General features: G+C 50.9%; 14 protein-coding genes. 1 reads left to right on the forward strand and 13 read right to left on the reverse strand.

The window, feature by feature from the left end; translation table 11 throughout:
• Window positions 1-64: 64 nt before the first annotated feature.
• From AB4876_RS06515 to AB4876_RS06565, 11 genes are all read right to left on the reverse strand, one after another.
• On the reverse strand, window positions 65-796 hold the full coding sequence (locus AB4876_RS06515) for an ABC transporter ATP-binding protein (RefSeq protein WP_368380842.1): 732 nt from the start codon (window positions 794-796) through the stop codon (window positions 65-67).
• Window positions 793-1,509 (reverse strand): ABC transporter permease, encoded by a 717-nt coding sequence (locus AB4876_RS06520; RefSeq protein WP_368380843.1) that lies wholly within the window; start codon window positions 1,507-1,509, stop codon window positions 793-795. The genes AB4876_RS06515 and AB4876_RS06520 overlap by 4 nt, the downstream gene beginning before the upstream one ends.
• A 34-nt stretch (window positions 1,510-1,543) precedes the next feature.
• On the reverse strand, window positions 1,544-2,605 hold the full coding sequence (locus tag AB4876_RS06525; RefSeq protein WP_368380844.1) for an ABC transporter substrate-binding protein: 1,062 nt from the start codon (window positions 2,603-2,605) through the stop codon (window positions 1,544-1,546).
• Entirely contained in the window at window positions 2,602-3,759 is a 1,158-nt protein-coding gene (gene pqqE / locus AB4876_RS06530) for a pyrroloquinoline quinone biosynthesis protein PqqE (protein ID WP_368380845.1), read from the reverse strand. Before pqqE ends, AB4876_RS06525 begins: the two co-directional genes overlap by 4 nt.
• On the reverse strand, window positions 3,752-4,024 hold the full coding sequence (pqqD, locus tag AB4876_RS06535) for a pyrroloquinoline quinone biosynthesis peptide chaperone PqqD (protein ID WP_368380846.1): 273 nt from the start codon (window positions 4,022-4,024) through the stop codon (window positions 3,752-3,754). Before pqqD ends, pqqE begins: the two co-directional genes overlap by 8 nt.
• Window positions 4,021-4,815, reverse strand: coding sequence for a pyrroloquinoline-quinone synthase PqqC (pqqC, locus tag AB4876_RS06540; RefSeq protein WP_368380847.1), 795 nt, complete (start codon window positions 4,813-4,815; stop codon window positions 4,021-4,023). The genes pqqD and pqqC overlap by 4 nt, the downstream gene beginning before the upstream one ends.
• Window positions 4,812-5,822: a pyrroloquinoline quinone biosynthesis protein PqqB gene (gene pqqB / locus AB4876_RS06545; protein WP_368380848.1), complete on the reverse strand. Its 1,011-nt coding sequence runs from the start codon at window positions 5,820-5,822 to the stop codon at window positions 4,812-4,814. The genes pqqC and pqqB overlap by 4 nt, the downstream gene beginning before the upstream one ends.
• A 55-nt stretch (window positions 5,823-5,877) precedes the next feature.
• A complete protein-coding gene (pqqA, locus tag AB4876_RS06550) occupies window positions 5,878-5,949 on the reverse strand; it encodes a pyrroloquinoline quinone precursor peptide PqqA (protein ID WP_368380894.1) in 72 nt (23 codons plus the stop codon).
• A gap of 387 nt (window positions 5,950-6,336) precedes the next feature.
• Window positions 6,337-7,857, reverse strand: a complete 1,521-nt coding sequence (exaC, locus tag AB4876_RS06555; RefSeq protein WP_368380849.1) for an acetaldehyde dehydrogenase ExaC — start codon at window positions 7,855-7,857, stop codon at window positions 6,337-6,339.
• 250 nt (window positions 7,858-8,107) lie between these two features.
• Entirely contained in the window at window positions 8,108-9,289 is a 1,182-nt protein-coding gene (locus tag AB4876_RS06560) for a porin (RefSeq protein WP_368380850.1), read from the reverse strand.
• Window positions 9,290-9,731: 442 nt separating this feature from the next.
• Entirely contained in the window at window positions 9,732-12,044 is a 2,313-nt protein-coding gene (locus tag AB4876_RS06565) for a TonB-dependent receptor (protein ID WP_368380851.1), read from the reverse strand.
• Window positions 12,045-12,316: 272 nt separating this feature from the next.
• Here AB4876_RS06565 and AB4876_RS06570 point away from each other — a divergent pair, with 272 nt between their 5' ends.
• Window positions 12,317-14,497 (forward strand): 4Fe-4S binding protein, encoded by a 2,181-nt coding sequence (locus AB4876_RS06570; RefSeq protein WP_368380852.1) that lies wholly within the window; start codon window positions 12,317-12,319, stop codon window positions 14,495-14,497.
• Here AB4876_RS06570 and AB4876_RS06575 read toward each other — a convergent pair.
• Window positions 14,494-16,371, reverse strand: coding sequence for an N-acyl-D-amino-acid deacylase family protein (locus AB4876_RS06575; protein WP_368380853.1), 1,878 nt, complete (start codon window positions 16,369-16,371; stop codon window positions 14,494-14,496). The two genes, AB4876_RS06570 and AB4876_RS06575, sit on opposite strands and share 4 nt — an antisense overlap.
• 18 nt (window positions 16,372-16,389) lie before the next feature.
• Window positions 16,390-17,007 (reverse strand): TetR/AcrR family transcriptional regulator, encoded by a 618-nt coding sequence (locus AB4876_RS06580; RefSeq protein ID WP_368380854.1) that lies wholly within the window; start codon window positions 17,005-17,007, stop codon window positions 16,390-16,392.
• Window positions 17,008-17,054: the final 47 nt, after the last annotated feature.

The following is a 17,054-nucleotide window of genomic DNA, read 5'->3' on the forward strand; positions in this document are numbered from 1 at the left end:
TTATTTTGCAATGACGATGCGTATTGGCGTTGCCATTTATACCGATATTTATACCCGCTAACAGCTAGTCCATGCAGCCACTCAACAAACCGGCTCTGCCGCGCAAGCTCGCGCCGAGCGCGTCAATATTCTGCTGCTGCCGTGGCCGCGGTAAGTCGATGATTTCTTCCTTGATAATCCGTGCTGGCGACGTCGACAAAAACAAGATTCTGTCTGCCATGGCAATAGCCTCATCCAGCTGATGGGTAACATACACCACCGTGAATTGGCGCGCCTGCCACACGTTGTGCAATAACTCGCGCAACTGCGTAGCAGCGGGCTGATCCAATGATACCAGTGGCTCATCCAGTAGCAGTATATCCGGCTCGGCCATTAGCGCTCTAGCCAAAGCTACCCTGCGCTGCATGCCGCCAGAAAGCTGGTTGGGGTATTGCCCAGCCAAGCCAGCAAGACCAACATCATCGAGCAGCGCATGTGCACGTTTAATAACCAGTGTACTCTCTAGCGAATCTGACACCAAGCAGACATTTTCCAGCAGTGTAAGCCACGGCATCAGTCGCGGTTCTTGAAACATAATACCTATTGTTAAGGGTTTAGCGTCTGGTGTTTGCGACGCTATAGCCCCCTCAAACTTGGTATCTACCCCAGCAATTAAATTCAACAAACTGCTCTTGCCCGCCCCAGAAGGCCCGACAATGGCGAGGAATTCGCCGCGTTCAAGATTAAAGTTTAAATCCTTAATAACTGGCGCAGCCGAGTTGGCATAGGCCTTTGTTGAGATACGCACATTCATCATAGTCGCCACCGCATTACTGCGTTCTCCCAGCGGCGAATTACGCAGCCGTCGAGCAGCAACACAATACCAACAAAGGCAAAGGTGTAAGCGAGAATGCCGCCAATATCAAAGTATTGAAAATAAATCCCCAGCTGAAATCCAACCCCGTCACTGCAACCCATGAGTTCTGCAACTAAGACAATTTTCCATACCAATGCCAAACCGGAACGGGTCGCCGCCAATAAATAAGGATATAACTGGGGAAGGTAGACCTTAAGCAGAGTGCGCCAGCGCGAAATATTAAAGGCTTTGGCAACAGCCATAAGTTTAAAATCAATCGCTTTGCCACCCTCGCGTAGGGTGACCACAATGACGGGTATTTTGTTAATTACCACCGCCGCTACCGTCGCCAGTTCGTTTAGGCCCAACCACAAAAAGCACAGAATAATCACCACCAGTGCGGGAATATTCATAAACACGGTGACGATACCGTCTAGCAGTAAGTCGGCACGACGTGAATAGGCCATCCACAGCCCCAGCGGCACGCCGAGGGCCATGGCGAGCACAAAGCTCAGACCAACCCGCTGCAAGGTCGCCAGTAGATTGGCCAGCAAACTGCCATTGATGGTTTCTTGCCAAATTCGCAAACTAATCACATAGGGACTGGGCAGCATTTCTGGCTGCCAATACATCACCGTGGCCTGCCAGAACACCAGCAAGCCAAGAAAAGACATAAACCGCCACTTTGCTGCCACCACTTAGTTCACATCAGGACTCCTGGCGCCGCACAAACTGCCACCAGAACATCCCCTCGTCGAATTTATTATTTTTGTCATTTCTATTGGGCTCGGTATTTTTTAAACTCATCATTGTTGCGGTATCCACCTCGCCCACTAATTCAGTGCTATTAGACGGATACAAAAGATCGTATATTTTCCGTATTGCTTGGGCATTGTCGCGACTCAGCGGCTCGGGTATGCCAGCACGATATGCCGCTTTTAACGCGGTAAATACCGCGTCATTGTCGGCTTTTAGTAGAGGCCGGATGACGTCCCACTCGGCATCTGAACTCGCCAGCAAGGTCTTAGCCTCAGCCGAGGCGGCAAAAAACGCATTCATTAAAGCGGGGCGTTGCTCTGCAACGCGACGATCAAACACCCAACCCAACATAGGTACTTTGCCTGCCACACCGAAGGCTTCTAGCAGCTGCTCGGTACTCAATAAGCTCTGCATACCTGCGGCCACTAATCGCGCGTTGTAATGCCAGTAGTTGATTACTGCGTCTAGCTCGCCATTAAGTAATAAATGATTTAATAAGGGCGGCGCGGCGTATTTAATGTCGCTGATCTCGGCCAAATCCACGCCAAGCTTTTTTTGACCATAGGCGCGAAACAGCAACCAGCCCTTGTCGACTGGCCCCCCAGCAACGCCAATACGCTTGCCGCGCAAATCAGCTAGGGTATGGATGTTTGAATGTGGCGCAACCACCAAGCCGCCAATGGCGGTGGAGTATGGCGAATAGCCGTACTCACGACGGCCGTTTTTTTGCTTATTCACCCACACCCAGTCGTTCACCACCAAATCGACTCGGCCGCCCTGCAGGGCAATCACTGTCGCCTGTGGCGAGCCAAGTTCGACCAGCGCTAATTCAAAACCGTGTTTACGGTCTAGGCCATGACGCTTTATCACGTCCAGCTCCCAGTTTACGGTGCCGTACTTAAGTGCGCCGACGCGCAGTTCTTCGGTCGCACTGGCACTGAAACTGGCAAGGCTGAGTAGTACCGCGCACAGCCACCGTAAATTCCCGAATAAGCAAGGCGGGCGCTTCATGACTCTGCCAACTGCCGTGAGTTTTTAGCGTTTCTGAACAGCAGTGGCCGCACGTCATTAGAACGTTGGGCCTGCGCCACAGCAGCTTGAATTAAATGGTGATGTGAAGATTTATCGCACACCGGATCGGCATTCTCGGCGCTGCCGGTCAGATGATAGGCCTGGCAGCGACAGCCGCCAAAATCGTCGCCCTTCTCGGGGCAGCTGCGGCATGGTTCGGCCATCCAGTCATCGCCACGATATTTATTAAAGCCGTCTGAGCCATACCAAATATCCTTCAATGGCGTGCTTTTCACACTGGGAAAGCTAATCGGTAAATCTCGCGCGCTGTGACATGGCAACGCCAAGCCGTCTGGCGCAACGGTAAGAAACAGCGAACCCCAGCCATTCATGCAGCCCTTGGGGCGAGTCTCGTAATAATCGGGCACCACAAAAATAAGCTGCATTTTATTTTGATACTGCTTGCGAAAGCGCTGCGTTACTTCCTCGGCATGGCGCAGTTGCTCCGCCGAGGGCATTAAATTATCGCGGTTGTGCAAACCCCAGCCGTAATACTGCACATTGGCCAGCTCGACATAGTCGGCGCCAATCGCCACACAGAGATTCAGTATTGATTCAATATGGTCGATATTATGGCGATGCAAAACAAAGTTGATGACCATGGGATAGTCATACTCTTTGACGACTTGGGCCATTTCCAATTTTTTATCAAAGGCTTTGTGGCTGCCGGCAATTTGATCGTTTAGCTCTTTGTCGCTGTCTTGAAAGCTAAGCTGGATATGATCGAGGCCAGCAGTTTTTAAGGCGGCAACCCGCTCTCGGCTCAGGCCCATGCCCGAGGTAATTAAATTGCTATAGTAGCCTAGGCTGCGCGCCTCAGCCGCTAGGTCTTCTAGGTCTTGACGCAGCAATGGTTCACCGCCAGAAAAGCCCAGTTGCGCCGCGCCCAGTGCCCTGCCCTGCCGCAATACATGCAGCCACTGCTCGGTTGTGAGTTCGTCCTTAATGTTCGCGAACTCAAGGGGATTCGAGCAATACGGGCATTGCAGCGGGCAGCGGTAGGTTAGCTCCGCCAGCAGCCACAGCGGTGGGCCAATACGTTTAGCTAAAGACCCTCTAGATTTAATCGGGCTAGACAAAATCGGGCTAGACAAAATGCGTCCAGCCCTTGTCGTTGGCCGCGATAAAAAAGTCGATTACGTCGTCGGCTATGCCCTCACCGTCAGGGTATTTTTGTTCAAGGGAATCACTGATTTCTGCTACCGATTTTTTGCCGTCGCAGGCACTGAGTATTTCACCGGCGCTGGCATTGAGCTTAACCATGCCCTCCGGATACAGCAGTACAAAGCTGTCTTGCACCGGCTCCCACTGCAGGCGAAAGTGGCGGTGTAAACACGGGATTTGCTGAACGTGGTTCATAAACTGGTCCTCACAATCTGCTCTGTGCCGAGATGATGGTAGGGCGGCTGCATATGCACATACGCCATGCTGATGGCATCTAATAAGCACCACAGCACGTCTAATTTAAATTGCAGAATATTGAGTGCGTGTTGCTGCTGTTCTGCACTGCGAAAATGCGCCAAGGTAACGCTTAAGCCATGATCAACATCGCGGCGCGCCTCGCCAAGCCGCTTGCGGAAATAGCCCAGCGCCTCACTGCTAATCCAGGGATAGTGTTCGGGCCAGGAGCTTAAGCGACTCTGGTGAATTTCTGGGGCAAACATTTCGGTGAGCGACGAACACGCCGCCTCTTGCCAGCTCGCGCTGCGGGCAAAATTAACATAGGCATCAACCGCAAAACGCACGCCGGGCAGCACATGGCGGTGGTTCAGCAAATCATCACGTTTAAGACCACAGGCCTCGCCCAAGTATAACCACGCCTCTATGCCGCCCTTGTCATCACTAGGGCCATCGCCACGGCCATCCTGGTCGATAATGCGCTGCAGCCATTCGCGGCGAACCGCCCGATCTGGGCAGTTGGCTAATACCGCCGCGTCTTTCATCGGTATATTGCTTTGATAATAAAAGCGGTTAGCCACCCAAGCGCGAATTTGCTCTTTATTGCAGCGCCCCTCATGCATCGCAACATGAAAGGGGTGATAAATATGGTAAAAACGGCCTTTGTCCCGCAGCTCGCGCTCGAAGTCACTCGCCGACAGCGCCTCACTACGCTCGCTGATGGATGTGATGTGGTGCGCGCGCTGGGTCACCGGATCACCCCCACATTCTCCCCTTGATTTGGCACCTGAGCCGAAACGTCTGGCGCTAGGCTCGACGATTTAGCTAGCGCATCCTCACTGGCATCAAGCAGTATCTCCATACCGTCTGCCGCCACTTCGATCCCCTCTTTCGCCAATATGGCGCGTTCGGGAGAATCTTCGTCGAGGATAGGATTGGTGTTGTTAATATGAATAAGAATTTTGCGCTGGCGGCTAAAGTCGCGCAGCTTTTCGATCATGCCGCCGCGACCCGACTGGGGCAAATGGCCCATCTCTCTGGCGAGCTTGGTGCCCACCCCCGCAAAGATCATTTCGTCTTCGCGCCAAAAGGTACCGTCTACCATAAGGCAGTTGCTGCGCTGCATATAATCGATAACTGTGTCGTCTAAGCCGCCAAGACCCGGCGCGTAGAACACGCTGGTACCGGAATTCATATCTTCAATATAGAGCGCGACGTTGTCACCGGGGTGGGGGTCGTGCCGATGCGGTGAGTACGGCGGCGCTTTGCCGCAAATCGGCACGGCGGTTATGCGCAGACCGTCGAAACCCGCTGGTGTAATCGCACTGCCGTCAATGGCGAGTTCGCAGTAGTTAATACCGCCATTCCAGCTTTCTAACATGGTAAAAACGGGGAAGCCGGTGCTTAAATCTTGATGCACCATACGGCTGGCGTACACGTCGAAGGGGCAACCTTCGCGCAACATCAGCAAGCCGCTGCTGTGGTCAATTTGGCTGTCGACTAGCACCACCGCGCCAATGCCAGTGTCTCTTAGCCCGCGCTTTGGCTGCAGGATTACATTGGCTTCAAGCTGGGCACGGATGTCTGGCGAGGCATTAATTAACAACCAAGAAATACCGTCGATACTCACGGCAATCGACGACTGGGTTCGCGGCGTAGCGCGAATTTTGCCATTGCGAACGCCGTAACAATTCTGGCAATTGCAGTTCCATTGTGGAAATCCACCGCCTGCGGCAGAACCTAATACATGAACTCTCATTGCAATCTACTTCTCTGACGCGGCCACCCAAACACCGTTTAGGCAGCCTGCAAATTTAACGGTTTGCGAAATACATAGTGACTTCAAAACCTAATCGCAGATCTTGGTATCCTGGCTTTATCCACATGAGACTTACCTCTCTTATTTAAGTAGTTATTGCGTTTTCAGTATTCTGCGGCAGCTAACGGGGATGGTGTTTCTGCCACCCTTCGATAGTAAGCACAGCACCCCACCGCTAATACTGTACTTTAGAACTAGACCTAAGCGCTTTTAGTCCTAGGTCCATCGCGCGCCAAAACCGTCCAACAGCACTGCAGCGCTTAATGACAGGCAAAAAAAAGCCGCGACCTAAAGTCGCGGCAAACACAACGTCTTACCACTGCCTGGCGCGCACCTCTGACATAGGCCGCACCAGTTTAAACTGCGCATCAGTACCACAGCGCGCTGCAGCCTTCACCTCTACAACACACCCGCTAAGCGCTGGCTTTTAACAGCCTGTGGCTGACGTGAAAGCTTAGAAGAAGCCAAGCGGACTAGTGCTATAGCTCACTAACAAGTTTTTGGTTTGCTGGTAGTGATCCAGCATCATTTTGTGATTTTCGCGACCAATGCCGGACTTTTTGTAGCCGCCAAACGCCGAGTGTGCTGGGTAGGCGTGGTAGCAGTTAGTCCACACGCGGCCGGCTTGAATATTGCGGCCCATGCGGTAGGCGCGATTCATGTCCCGTGTCCACACGCCAGCGCCCAAGCCGTACTCGGTGTCGTTGGCAATGGCTAGGGCTTCTGCTTCGTCTTTAAAGCTGGTCACACCCAGCGTTGGTCCAAAAATTTCTTCTTGGAAAACACGCATTTTATTGTGACCTTGCATCAAGGTTGGCTGCATATAGTAGCCGCCAGCTAAATTGCCCTCTAAGACATTGCGGTTACCGCCAATCAGCATCTCAACGCCTTCGGCGCGGCCAATGTCCATATAGCTGAGGATTTTTTCAAGCTGCTGTAGCGAGGCCTGCGCACCCACCATGGTTTCGGTGTCGAGGGGATTGCCCTGCTTTATCTCGCGGGCACGAACCATAACCCGTTCCATAAACTGGTCGTAAATGCTCGCTTGCACTAGTACACGAGAGGGGCAGGTACACACCTCGCCCTGATTAAAGAAGCCCAGCAACATGCCCTCTACGCATTTGCTGATGTAGTCTTCTTCGTAATTCATCACGTCTTCAAAAATGATATTAGGTGACTTGCCACCCAACTCGACCGTTGAAGGAATCATACTGTCGGCGGCGTATTTAAGAATCTGCTCGCCTACTGCGGTCGATCCAGTAAAGGCAATTTTGGCAATGCGCGGGCTAGTGGCCAATGCGGCGCCAACATCTTTACCAAAGCCATTAACAATATTGATGGTACCGGCGGGAACAACGTCGGCAATCACTTCCATTAACACTAAAATGCTCGCTGGGGTTTGCTCTGCGGGCTTCATTACCACACAGTTACCAGCGGCCAGTGCGGGGGCTAATTTCCACGCGGCCATGAGCAGAGGAAAGTTCCAGGGAATAATTTGCCCAACAACGCCCAGCGGCTCGTGGAAATGGTAGGTAGCGGTATGCTCGTCTAACTCTGCAGCAGTACCTTCTTGGGAGCGAATGCAGCCGGCAAAGTAGCGGAAATGGTCAACCACCAACGGCAAATCAGCATTGAGGGTTTCACGTACACCCTTGCCGTTTTCCCAGCTCTCGGCGACCGCGAGCATTTCAATATTGCGTTCAATACAATCTGCAATTTTTAACAACACATTAGACCGCTCAGCGGGCGATGTTTTACCCCAAGCGTCCTTGGCTTTATGAGCGGCATCCAGTGCCAGCTCGATATCGGCTGGGGACGACTGGGGCACTTCACAAAAAGGCATACCGGTTACTGGGGTAATATTTTTGAAGTACTTGCCGTCAACAGGAGCGACCCATTGGCCGCCGATGAAATTCTCGTACCGGGCTTTAAATGTGATAACTGAGCCGGCTTCACCTGGTTGTGCGTAAATCATTTTTCCAACCTCGCTAGATATTATTAGTACGATAGATATTCAAATAGCCCAAACAGTGGCCAGGGCTGGTATTACTCATGCTATGACGATTAGCAGCAATCATTAACTGTACTTTGGTGCCCTTGAGCTTAGTCATTTAGTCGTAGACCCAGCTTTACAGCCCCATATACCGTGACACTTACCGACAAAAAATCCGGGCTCTCTTATCAAGAAGCGCCCGGAAAGCATCGACCCTAGGGGAGATTAGTCACTAAAAATTGGCGATAAGACCCAAGGCAAGGGTGCTGGTCTCTTCTTCTGCACTGCCAATTTCTAGGGTGTTCACGTTGTATTCCAGCACCGTGCGCAGCACCGCGTTAATGTCGTGAAACCACGCAATTTGGCTGGTGCTGTTATTCCACTCAGTTGAGGTTTCAACAGTGGTTTCACCGTAGGAGATAACAAAGCGCTCGGCGCCCATTGTGTAAGCCGCTTGGGCCACATAGCCGTCGCTGTCTACTTCCTTCCCGCCTTCAGAAATTAAACCCTGTAAACCGAGTGCCGAATCGGTAGCGGGCCCCAGCAGCAGGCCCAAACCTTCACCCGAGAAGCCAGACAGGTTTAGCGCAAAGCCGCCAATCTTAAATTTTGCGCCGTAGGAAAGTCCCTGCGAATCAACGTCGGCAACACCCACCGCCTCGCTCTCTGAGCTTTGCTTTAAAAAGCCCAGCCATGTGGTAAGGGAATTGCCCTCGCCCATTGCCGTGTTATAGGTCAGCTCGCCTTCGAAGCGCGGCATACTCTCTTCGCTGCTGCGCCCAGCGCCGGTATCTGTTGTGGTATTACCAGGATCGATAATGCCGACTGCCAGTTTAAAGCCGCCCGCAAAGTCTGGTGTGCGATAGGTGATCTGAGCGTGCGGGAAGGGATAGTGATAACCGCTACCAATATGACCAAAGGACACGCCCTGACCGTCGATCAAACCCAAGGTGTCGTTAACCGCGCCATAGCCCTGCAACATTTCATCTAAGAAAATGTTTGAGCGGCTGAACAGGGTAAAGTCTTTACCAAATAATACTTGGCCCCAATCGCTGTCGACAGTTGCGTAGAATTGACGCACATCAATACCGGTAGACGTTACTGCACTATCGCTGTCGTTAATTGTGACCCAGAACGACGAGCGGCCACCAACCTTAAGGTCGCCCACTTGTTTACTAAAATTAAAACCCACCCAATTTGGCAGCAAACCCATTTTGACCCGCGACTGGGTGCGATCCACACCGCTAATGTCATTATTGGTATCGCTTTGCACAAAGAAAGTATTAAACGAGGCATCTATCGATACCGTCGTGTCGCCTTGATTGTAAACCTCAACAGCCGCCATCGCCGGAATACTAAAAACCAGCGCGGTAGCGCCAGAAACCATGTGCCGTATTATTAAATTCTTATTCATGAGTTCCCCCAAAATTTTTGGCTGCTTAAGCCATCAACAGCGTCGCAATAAATTGCTCACCACATATAAACCCATCACCACATTGCAGCGATGCGCTTAATATGCGCAAATAGTTCCCGCATCCCCATACCACCTTGCGGCGAAATAAACGGTCTTTTGGCTATAAGACCAGACTAGAAAAGTGCTACGCCTAAAGGATGAAAAGCGGGTGGCGATGGCGCATTAATGGCTAATAATAAGATTTTGGAATTGCGGAAGAGCGTAAATAAAAGGCGGTAATTTATCTAAATAGGCTACACAGCAGGCAAGCCGTCAATAAGGTCATTCTTAAACATCGTTATGCTGAACTTGATCCAGAACCTAATACCACCTATGTAGTTCACAGCTAGCCCACCAGATGCCGGATCGAGTCCGGCATGACGACGTTACTACACTCGAAAACCTACCAACTGTACTTAAGCCTCAGCGCTAAACTGCGTGGCGGCGCGGGGCTGAGAAATCGCGGACTGTCATTATCTAAATCATCGAGCACTTCATCTGGCTCACCATACAGACCGAAGCGCTCATATTCTTCGTTTAGAATATTCTTCGCCTGAATATGAAAAGCTAGATTTTTAGTAGGACGATATTCCGCATTGGCACTCACCACCGTGTATGAGGCGGTTCGTGCATCTTGATTGGCTTCGTCACCCCGCAAATACACCCCGCTGCTGCTATTCACGCCAATGCCGCTACTCAGTTTTTCGGTCCATTGATAACCCAGCGAAAGTTTGGCGCTGTGCGCGGGAATCGACGGTATTTTGCTGCCTTTTTCAACACGCAATGCGCCGTCTATGTTACTGGGGTGGTTCGGCGAGAAGGAGGTGAACGCCGTTGCGTAGCTGGCATCCAGATAGGTATAGCTTGCGTCCAGCAGCCACTTGCCGCTGGTAACGGAGGAATTCGCTTCAATACCACGATGGCGGGTATCGCCAATATTTGTAAAGAAGCCTTGGTTGGACGACACACCGCCCACAGTTTGAAAATGGATGTCATCGCGATTGCTTGTGCTAAATAGCGCGACGCTCCAAACCTGCACGGTGTTTTGGATACTCGTGCCGCCAGCATGCTCACCACGTATTCCCCACTCCACACTGCGGGCAACAACCTCTTTCAGCGGCGGATCAGCAAGAAAGGTATTGGGCAGTACGCAGGGTGCGTCGGGGTGGGAGCACGCCAACTCCACGGGAGTTGGCGCTCGCGAGGATTGATACATGCCGGTGTACACGCTAAGGGCATCTGTTAAAAACCAGCGCAGACCTAAGCCGCCGTTTAAACTCGTATAGCGATGATCTGCCGTTAATTCTGGGCGCTCGCCACTCAAGTCTTTTGCGCCTACATCTACTTGGTTATAACGCAAAATCGCGGTCAGACTAAGCTGGTCGTTAAGCTGAATCGTATCCGAAAAATAGGCCGCCGCCATCGTGCTGCTGGCACGCAGTACCGTAAAGCCTTCTGCGTCATATAGGCCTGAGCCTGTGGTTGAACGGGTTTCGGTTAAGTTCGCAAACTCGACTTGGGAGTTAAAGTCGGTGATACCCGCCAGATAATCCGCGCCGACGGTGATGTGATGATTTAACGGCCCTACCTCGTAATTCCAAAATAGCTGCGCGCTGGCGCCCCAGCTGCGCTGCTGGCGGCGACTAATATTATTAACCGCATCAAATTCACTGCTCACCCCATTGCCAAACTGATCCCGCGCTAGCTCATCACTGTCGTCTTCACAGAGAAAATCGTCATTTGGCGTTTCGCATTTTTCAAATTCGCTGCCATCCCCATTAAAGCTATTGCTATACACCTGTCGATAAAAAACATTGGACGAAAACTTTACCTCCTCCGACAACCAGCGCGAGTACACAATATTCGTCATGCTCATTTGATTTTCTGTTAAATCTGGGTGGGTAAACACCGCATCACGCTCAGTCTCTAGTAAACCAACTGGAATGGCGCCATTGCCTTTTAGATAGGTATCCGAGAAGTTAAAAAATACGTCTAACTCGCTTTGTTCATCGTGGCGGCTCACTGCTGCATAGAGATTCCTCGCCTCGGTGGGCGAGTAATCTCGCCAGCCGTTCTCGCTGTATTTTTCTACTGACACAAACCCAGCCCAGTGTTCGCCGTGGGCGCCCTGTGATACCGATAGTGTGCGCTGCCCAAAAGAGCCCGCGCCAAACTCCAGTGCGCCGCTCGGCGAGGTAAATCCGGTCTTGCTGTTTATGACGATGGCGCCGCCCAAGGCGTTTTGACCAAATATGGGGTTCACCCCAGCAATCAAGGCCATTTCTTGCACGCTGCTCGCGGGTAATAAATCCCAATTTACCGTATCGCCAAATAACTCATTCACCCGCACACCGTTGTAATACACCACCAAGCCCTGCGCAGAACCCAATAGCGGCGATGCCGCGTAACCGCGAAAACGAATATCCGGTTGTAGCTGATTGTTCTGGGCGTCGCTAAGCGAAATGCCGCCGCCGTGTTGGTCTAAAAAGCCAGCCACCGAATAGGATTTATCTTTCTCTAACTCGGCCGCCGAGAAAATTTGCACTTGAAAGGGGGCAAGCTCGGTAAGCGTCCCCACGCCCATGGGCGACATGCCCACCACCCTCACATTTTCAAGCACCTTGTATTCGGTATTTGCCAAGGCCATTGACGATGTGCCCACCAGTAATATCGCAACGCATATAGGCCGCCGATATTTTATTTGCGAACTGCTCATTATTATTCTCCGCAGCGGGTATTAAAACTCCCCAGCCTACGGCATTACCGCGACGGCACAATTCAACTAAAGGGCGGCTAGGCAATTGCCACACCCTACTTTAGTCGCAAAATTGCCTCCCATAGCCTTGCCGCCGCCACTCTCGCCCGCGACCAAGACCAAAGTAGTAACGAACTGCGCGCTAAGTGGTATTCATTAAGGCCAATCGCTAATAGAGACTAGTTATTGCGCACCACCTCGGCAATAAAGTAGATAATTAGCAAGGTGTCGTCATGATTAGCAAAAGCAGCCACAAGCGCCACATTCCCTTACTCTTTGGCAGCCTGCTTTTGCTGTGCCTATTTAGCCTATACCCGCCTGCGGCTAGGGCCGACCTTAGCGCCAAGGCCAGTATCCCCGAAAACATTCTTGCGCTATTTCCCCGCGCCAACCGCGCGCCCGAGTTTGATCCGGCAACGAGAATTTGGGCGGTATATCAGCTCAATGAAGTTATTGGCTACGCCTATGAATCCAACGACTTTGTGGACTTCAAAGGCTTTTCTGGCGAGCGCATTAATGTATTGATTGGTCTAGACATGGATGGCCGCTTTGCTGGCCTGCACATACTTAATCATCACGAGCCCATTTTTCTGCATGGCCTTGGCCCCAAGCCACTAAAGGAATTTATTAACCAATATCCCCAACACAGCTTGTCGGAACATATTCTTTTTAGCGACCGGAAAACCGGACAAGGTGACGGCGGCAGCCACAACACTTACTTCGATGGCGTGACCAAGGCCACAGTGTCGATCATCGTTATCAACGACACCATCCTCTCATCCGCGCGGGAAGTTGCACGGCGAGTGCTTCCGGCTTTTGCACAACAAGCGCCCGCGGTGGTTCGCTCAGATGTATTTACTGCAATGGATTGGCAGGCGCTATTGGTGAGCGAGCTTGTTAAACACTGGACCATCCCCAGCGCGGATTTAGAAGCCAAGCTTGGTCACTCGCTGTCGAGTTATTTAGCAGACCAAGTTGACCTAAGCCAGGCAGACAGCAATGGCGATAGCAAAACTGAGCTTTACTATGCGTATCTAAATGCACCGAGTATCGGTAAGAACCTGCTTGGCGAGGAAGACTATCAGCGCTTAATGACCACGCTGAGTGACGGCGAGCAAGCTATCGCCATTATGTCTAGCGGGGTTTACGACTATCTCGGCGCCGACTTCCGCCCCGGTACGATTCCAGAGCGTGTCAGCCTTGAGCAAAACAATATCCCTATTACACTCCGCGATATTAATTTCTTTGATAGCAGTCAGCCCAATCTCCCTGAGGGCGCGCCAGCGCTCGACAACCTACGGATATTCAAAATTCGACCTCAGGCCGGTTTTGACCCCAGCAGCGCCATGCAACTGATACTGAATGTAAAACTAGATCGCAATCATTTGGTTCATGACAGCATTTATGTAAAGAGCGACTACGAGTTACCCGACAAGCTCTTTAGTCAGCTAAGCACACCAGAAACTAGCAAACCCGACGCCATGTGGATCAAAATTTGGAAGGGCCGCCTAAACGATATTGCAATACTCCTGTTGGGATTAAGCCTACTCACTGTTGCTTTTAGCCTTCAGCGCCAAATCGTCAACCATAGTCGTGAATTCCTATGGTGTAGACGTGGTTTTTTACTCTTCACCCTTGTTTATATTGGCGTTTACGCCCAAGGCCAACTGTCTATCGTGAATCTTATCGCGTTGTTTATGGGCGCTATAAATGGCTTTGATATCACTGTATTTCTGCTCGACCCCATCATATTTATACTTCTCGCCTACACCGCAATCAGTCTTGTGTTTTGGGGGCGCGGGCTGTTTTGCGGCTGGCTATGCCCTTTTGGCGTGATGCAAGAATTCCTCGCCAATGCCGCCGGCAAGCTGGGAATAAAACAGTGGCATATTAGCCCTCCGCTGCACCGCCACTTACTCAAGTTGAAGTACCTGATCTTGATTGGCTTACTCGGCACTGCGCCCTTCTCCCTTACCGCCGCAGAAAAAATGGCTGAAGTTGAGCCCTTTAAAACTGCGGTCACATTAACGTTTATGCGCGACTGGCCGTTCGTTATGTACGCGGCCATTCTTCTTGTACTGGGTTTATTCATTCATAAGTTTTACTGCCGCTATATTTGCCCGCTGGGCGCGGCACTGGCAATTTTGGGAAAGATTCATCGCTTTGAATGGCTGGACCGACGTCAGGAGTGCGGTAGCCCCTGCCAGCTGTGTAAGCATCGCTGTGGTATTAACGCGATAAACAAGACAGGCAGCATCGACTACGACGAATGTATTCAATGCTTAGAATGCGTGGTTATTTTACAAGATCCAGCGCAATGCGCGGCGGCGATGTCTGCTGAGAAAAAAAGCCAGAAAGCCCGCGCGCCACGTATTGATACTGTCACCATTATTGAAGGCAACAGTACTTCTTAGTGTGCGGTCGCTCTAAGCAAACGCCCCATCGGCTTTTTGCCAAACTGACCAGAGAATTCATCATTTTCCCAGGCGACATTACCGGCAATCATGACCAGCGGCACAACACCGTCGGAGCGATTCACTAATTGATCGTGATTGTATTCGGTGCGGAACTGGCGAATAACGTGGGCTTCGCCGTCGTAGTTCGCTAGCGCCTGTGGGTCAACTAAAATCAAATCTGCAGTATCCCCTTCGTTGATCGTGCCGCCTTTAACACCAAAGAGATTTGCGGCATCTTTGGTAAGTCGCTTCACCATATACGAGACGTCTTTATCACCGCCACTGGAGGCGAGTTTGAGGCTGCGCAAATTAACATCGTAAAACGCCATATTGGTCAGATGCGCGCCGCAGTCGTTGAAGCCTGGCATAAGCAGGGGATTCATTAATAATTCGCGAATAGTCTCTGGGTTGCGGTTCGCTGTGACTGTGCTCCAGCTAAGGTCAAGGTCAAAGCTACGCAACAGCTGCAGCATAAAGTCCGCTTCGTCACTGATCCAAAAGAAATCACTGTTAATAATCTCTTTTTCTGCTTCATTACATCCGCTCGGTGTCTCGCCGCGTTTAATCGCGATGATGCGGTCCAGCAGGTGCTGCATATTCAAGCCTACCCAATTATCAATTGGGCAGCCTTCCACGGTCATATCACTTAATTTGCGATTGAAAGCATAGTCTTCCATATTGAGAATACGCTTTAGCCTCGCCGCGCTCCAGCCATGCTTACCCTTTAGCCACATTGCCCTAAACGCTTTAATGTAATCGGCGTCATTCAGGATACGTAGCCGCGCGTCGCGATCTTCGATGTCAGTTTCATTCAGTTTTCTAAGCTCAGGTATCTCTTCTGATAATGGCGTTACTGCACCATCTGACCAAACTTTAAACGGCGCACCCAAGGCCTGAAGATGAAAGTCGCCGCGGAGAAATTTGGAATTTAAAACTTTGCTAAGCAACTTCGCTAAGCGTAGAAGTTTCCGGTTATTCGCCACATCTAAGGCAGCGACGACCGTGGTTCGCAATGGTCGTTTATGCAGTCTGCCACTGGTCAACAAAAACGTTTTTAAGGTGTTAATCGCACTGTCTTTTGGTGGTGTTGCCTGCCATACCGCGCCGTTGTCCCGCACGACCTGAGTCAATGCTTTAATTTCTTCGTATTTGGCAAATTGGGTGGGGATAGTTTTTTCGCAATTCGGCTGATTGGCCAGGTAATGAAAGGGCAAGGCGTCAGTCGAAAAGCCCGCGTAACCCAGTTTAAGCGCAGCGCCCAAGGTAGCCTGCATGTTCTTTAATTCACTGTCACTTGGGTCGCGGCTAATGCTGGCATCAAATCCCATGGTATCAATACGTAACATTGAGTGCGGAAATAGGGTGACGACATTAGGCCCTAAATTGAGTTGCTCTAGATGTTCCAAATACGCTTTTGGTGAATCCCAATCGACTTTGTCTGCGCAGCTGCGCAATAATGACTTTGGTAGATTTTCCACCCGAGCAAAGCAATCGACGATGGGGTCTATATCACCGCTGCGCTGGTTCCCAAACGCCAAACCTAAACTGCAATTTGCGATAACAACGGAGGTCGTACCGTGCCGCACCGACTCGGGCAAACCGGGCGCAACTTCGAGCTCTAAATCGTAATGGGTATGGATGTCAAAAAAGCCCGGCATAAGCCATTTTCCACTGCCATCGATTACGCGTGCCGCACCCTCAGTGGCTAAATTTTTACCTCTTGCCACAATTTTACCACCCGCGATTGCGATATCTTCTATAACAGCAGCTTCACCGTTATTAAAAATTTTGGCATTTTGAATTAGTGTGTCAACTATTGCTGATGAGCTCATGACTTATTATCTCTATTCTTATAAGTTATCGAAATAACTGGCGAGCATAGCTGCGCCCAGTTGTAATGTAAGCACTTTTGATTGTTCAGGGCGGCCAAATACCTGGCGATGCACCAAGCCCTCTGCCATGGCAAATAGATTAAAGGCAACGGCATCGGCGTTTTCAATATTAAAGCGATTCACAAACATCAATACCCGGTCATACAACATTTTTTCGCCTTGGCCTAAAATTTCGGCCAGATCAGGATCGAGTTCTTTGCGCTGCTCTAATATTTGGTGAAGCTCAGGCGCTTGCTCATGAAACCCATAAATTAACTCCAAAACCTGATGGAAAATCCGCTCCGTGGCACCCGTTTTTACACTGGCCGTTTCCGCCTTACTACTGAGTTCAAGGAACTCGGTCGCCGACGGCACTTGTTGATAAAGCTCTTCCATGCGCTGCTTTGCTATGACGCGAAGCATATCTTCTTTATTTTCAAAATACTGATAAAAAGTACCCGTCGCGACACCTGCTTTATTCGCCACTGTCTTTGCCGTGGTATCGTGATAACCAAGGCTAACAAAGCACTCGCTTGCCGCAGCGATTAAGGCAGCACGTTTTTGTTTGGCTCTAGCTTGCGTTGGCATGGCTTTCATTGGGTGGCTCTATTCGTTTATTTTTACGGCGTATCAAACTGCTTATC

Origin of the sequence: Zhongshania guokunii, assembly GCF_040892635.1 — a bacterium.
GTDB lineage: Bacteria > Pseudomonadota > Gammaproteobacteria > Pseudomonadales > Spongiibacteraceae > Spongiibacter > Spongiibacter guokunii.

Bases quoted from the DNA above. Each gene is read 5' to 3' on its own strand.
- pqqB (WP_368380848.1), bottom strand. From the start codon at position 5,822: ATGAGAGTTCATGTATTAGGTTCTGCCGCAGGCGGTGGATTTCCACAA.
- AB4876_RS06560 (WP_368380850.1), bottom strand. From the start codon at position 9,289: ATGAATAAGAATTTAATAATACGGCACATGGTTTCTGGCGCTACCGCG.
- AB4876_RS06515 (WP_368380842.1), bottom strand. From the start codon at position 796: ATGATGAATGTGCGTATCTCAACAAAGGCCTATGCCAACTCGGCTGCG.
- AB4876_RS06575 (WP_368380853.1), bottom strand. From the start codon at position 16,371: ATGAGCTCATCAGCAATAGTTGACACACTAATTCAAAATGCCAAAATT.
- AB4876_RS06520 (WP_368380843.1), bottom strand. From the start codon at position 1,509: ATGTCTTTTCTTGGCTTGCTGGTGTTCTGGCAGGCCACGGTGATGTAT.
- AB4876_RS06525 (WP_368380844.1), bottom strand. From the start codon at position 2,605: ATGAAGCGCCCGCCTTGCTTATTCGGGAATTTACGGTGGCTGTGCGCG.
- AB4876_RS06565 (WP_368380851.1), bottom strand. From the start codon at position 12,044: ATGAGCAGTTCGCAAATAAAATATCGGCGGCCTATATGCGTTGCGATA.
- AB4876_RS06580 (WP_368380854.1), bottom strand. From the start codon at position 17,007: ATGAAAGCCATGCCAACGCAAGCTAGAGCCAAACAAAAACGTGCTGCC.
- pqqD (WP_368380846.1), bottom strand. From the start codon at position 4,024: ATGAACCACGTTCAGCAAATCCCGTGTTTACACCGCCACTTTCGCCTG.
- AB4876_RS06570 (WP_368380852.1), top strand. From the start codon at position 12,317: ATGATTAGCAAAAGCAGCCACAAGCGCCACATTCCCTTACTCTTTGGC.
- exaC (WP_368380849.1), bottom strand. From the start codon at position 7,857: ATGATTTACGCACAACCAGGTGAAGCCGGCTCAGTTATCACATTTAAA.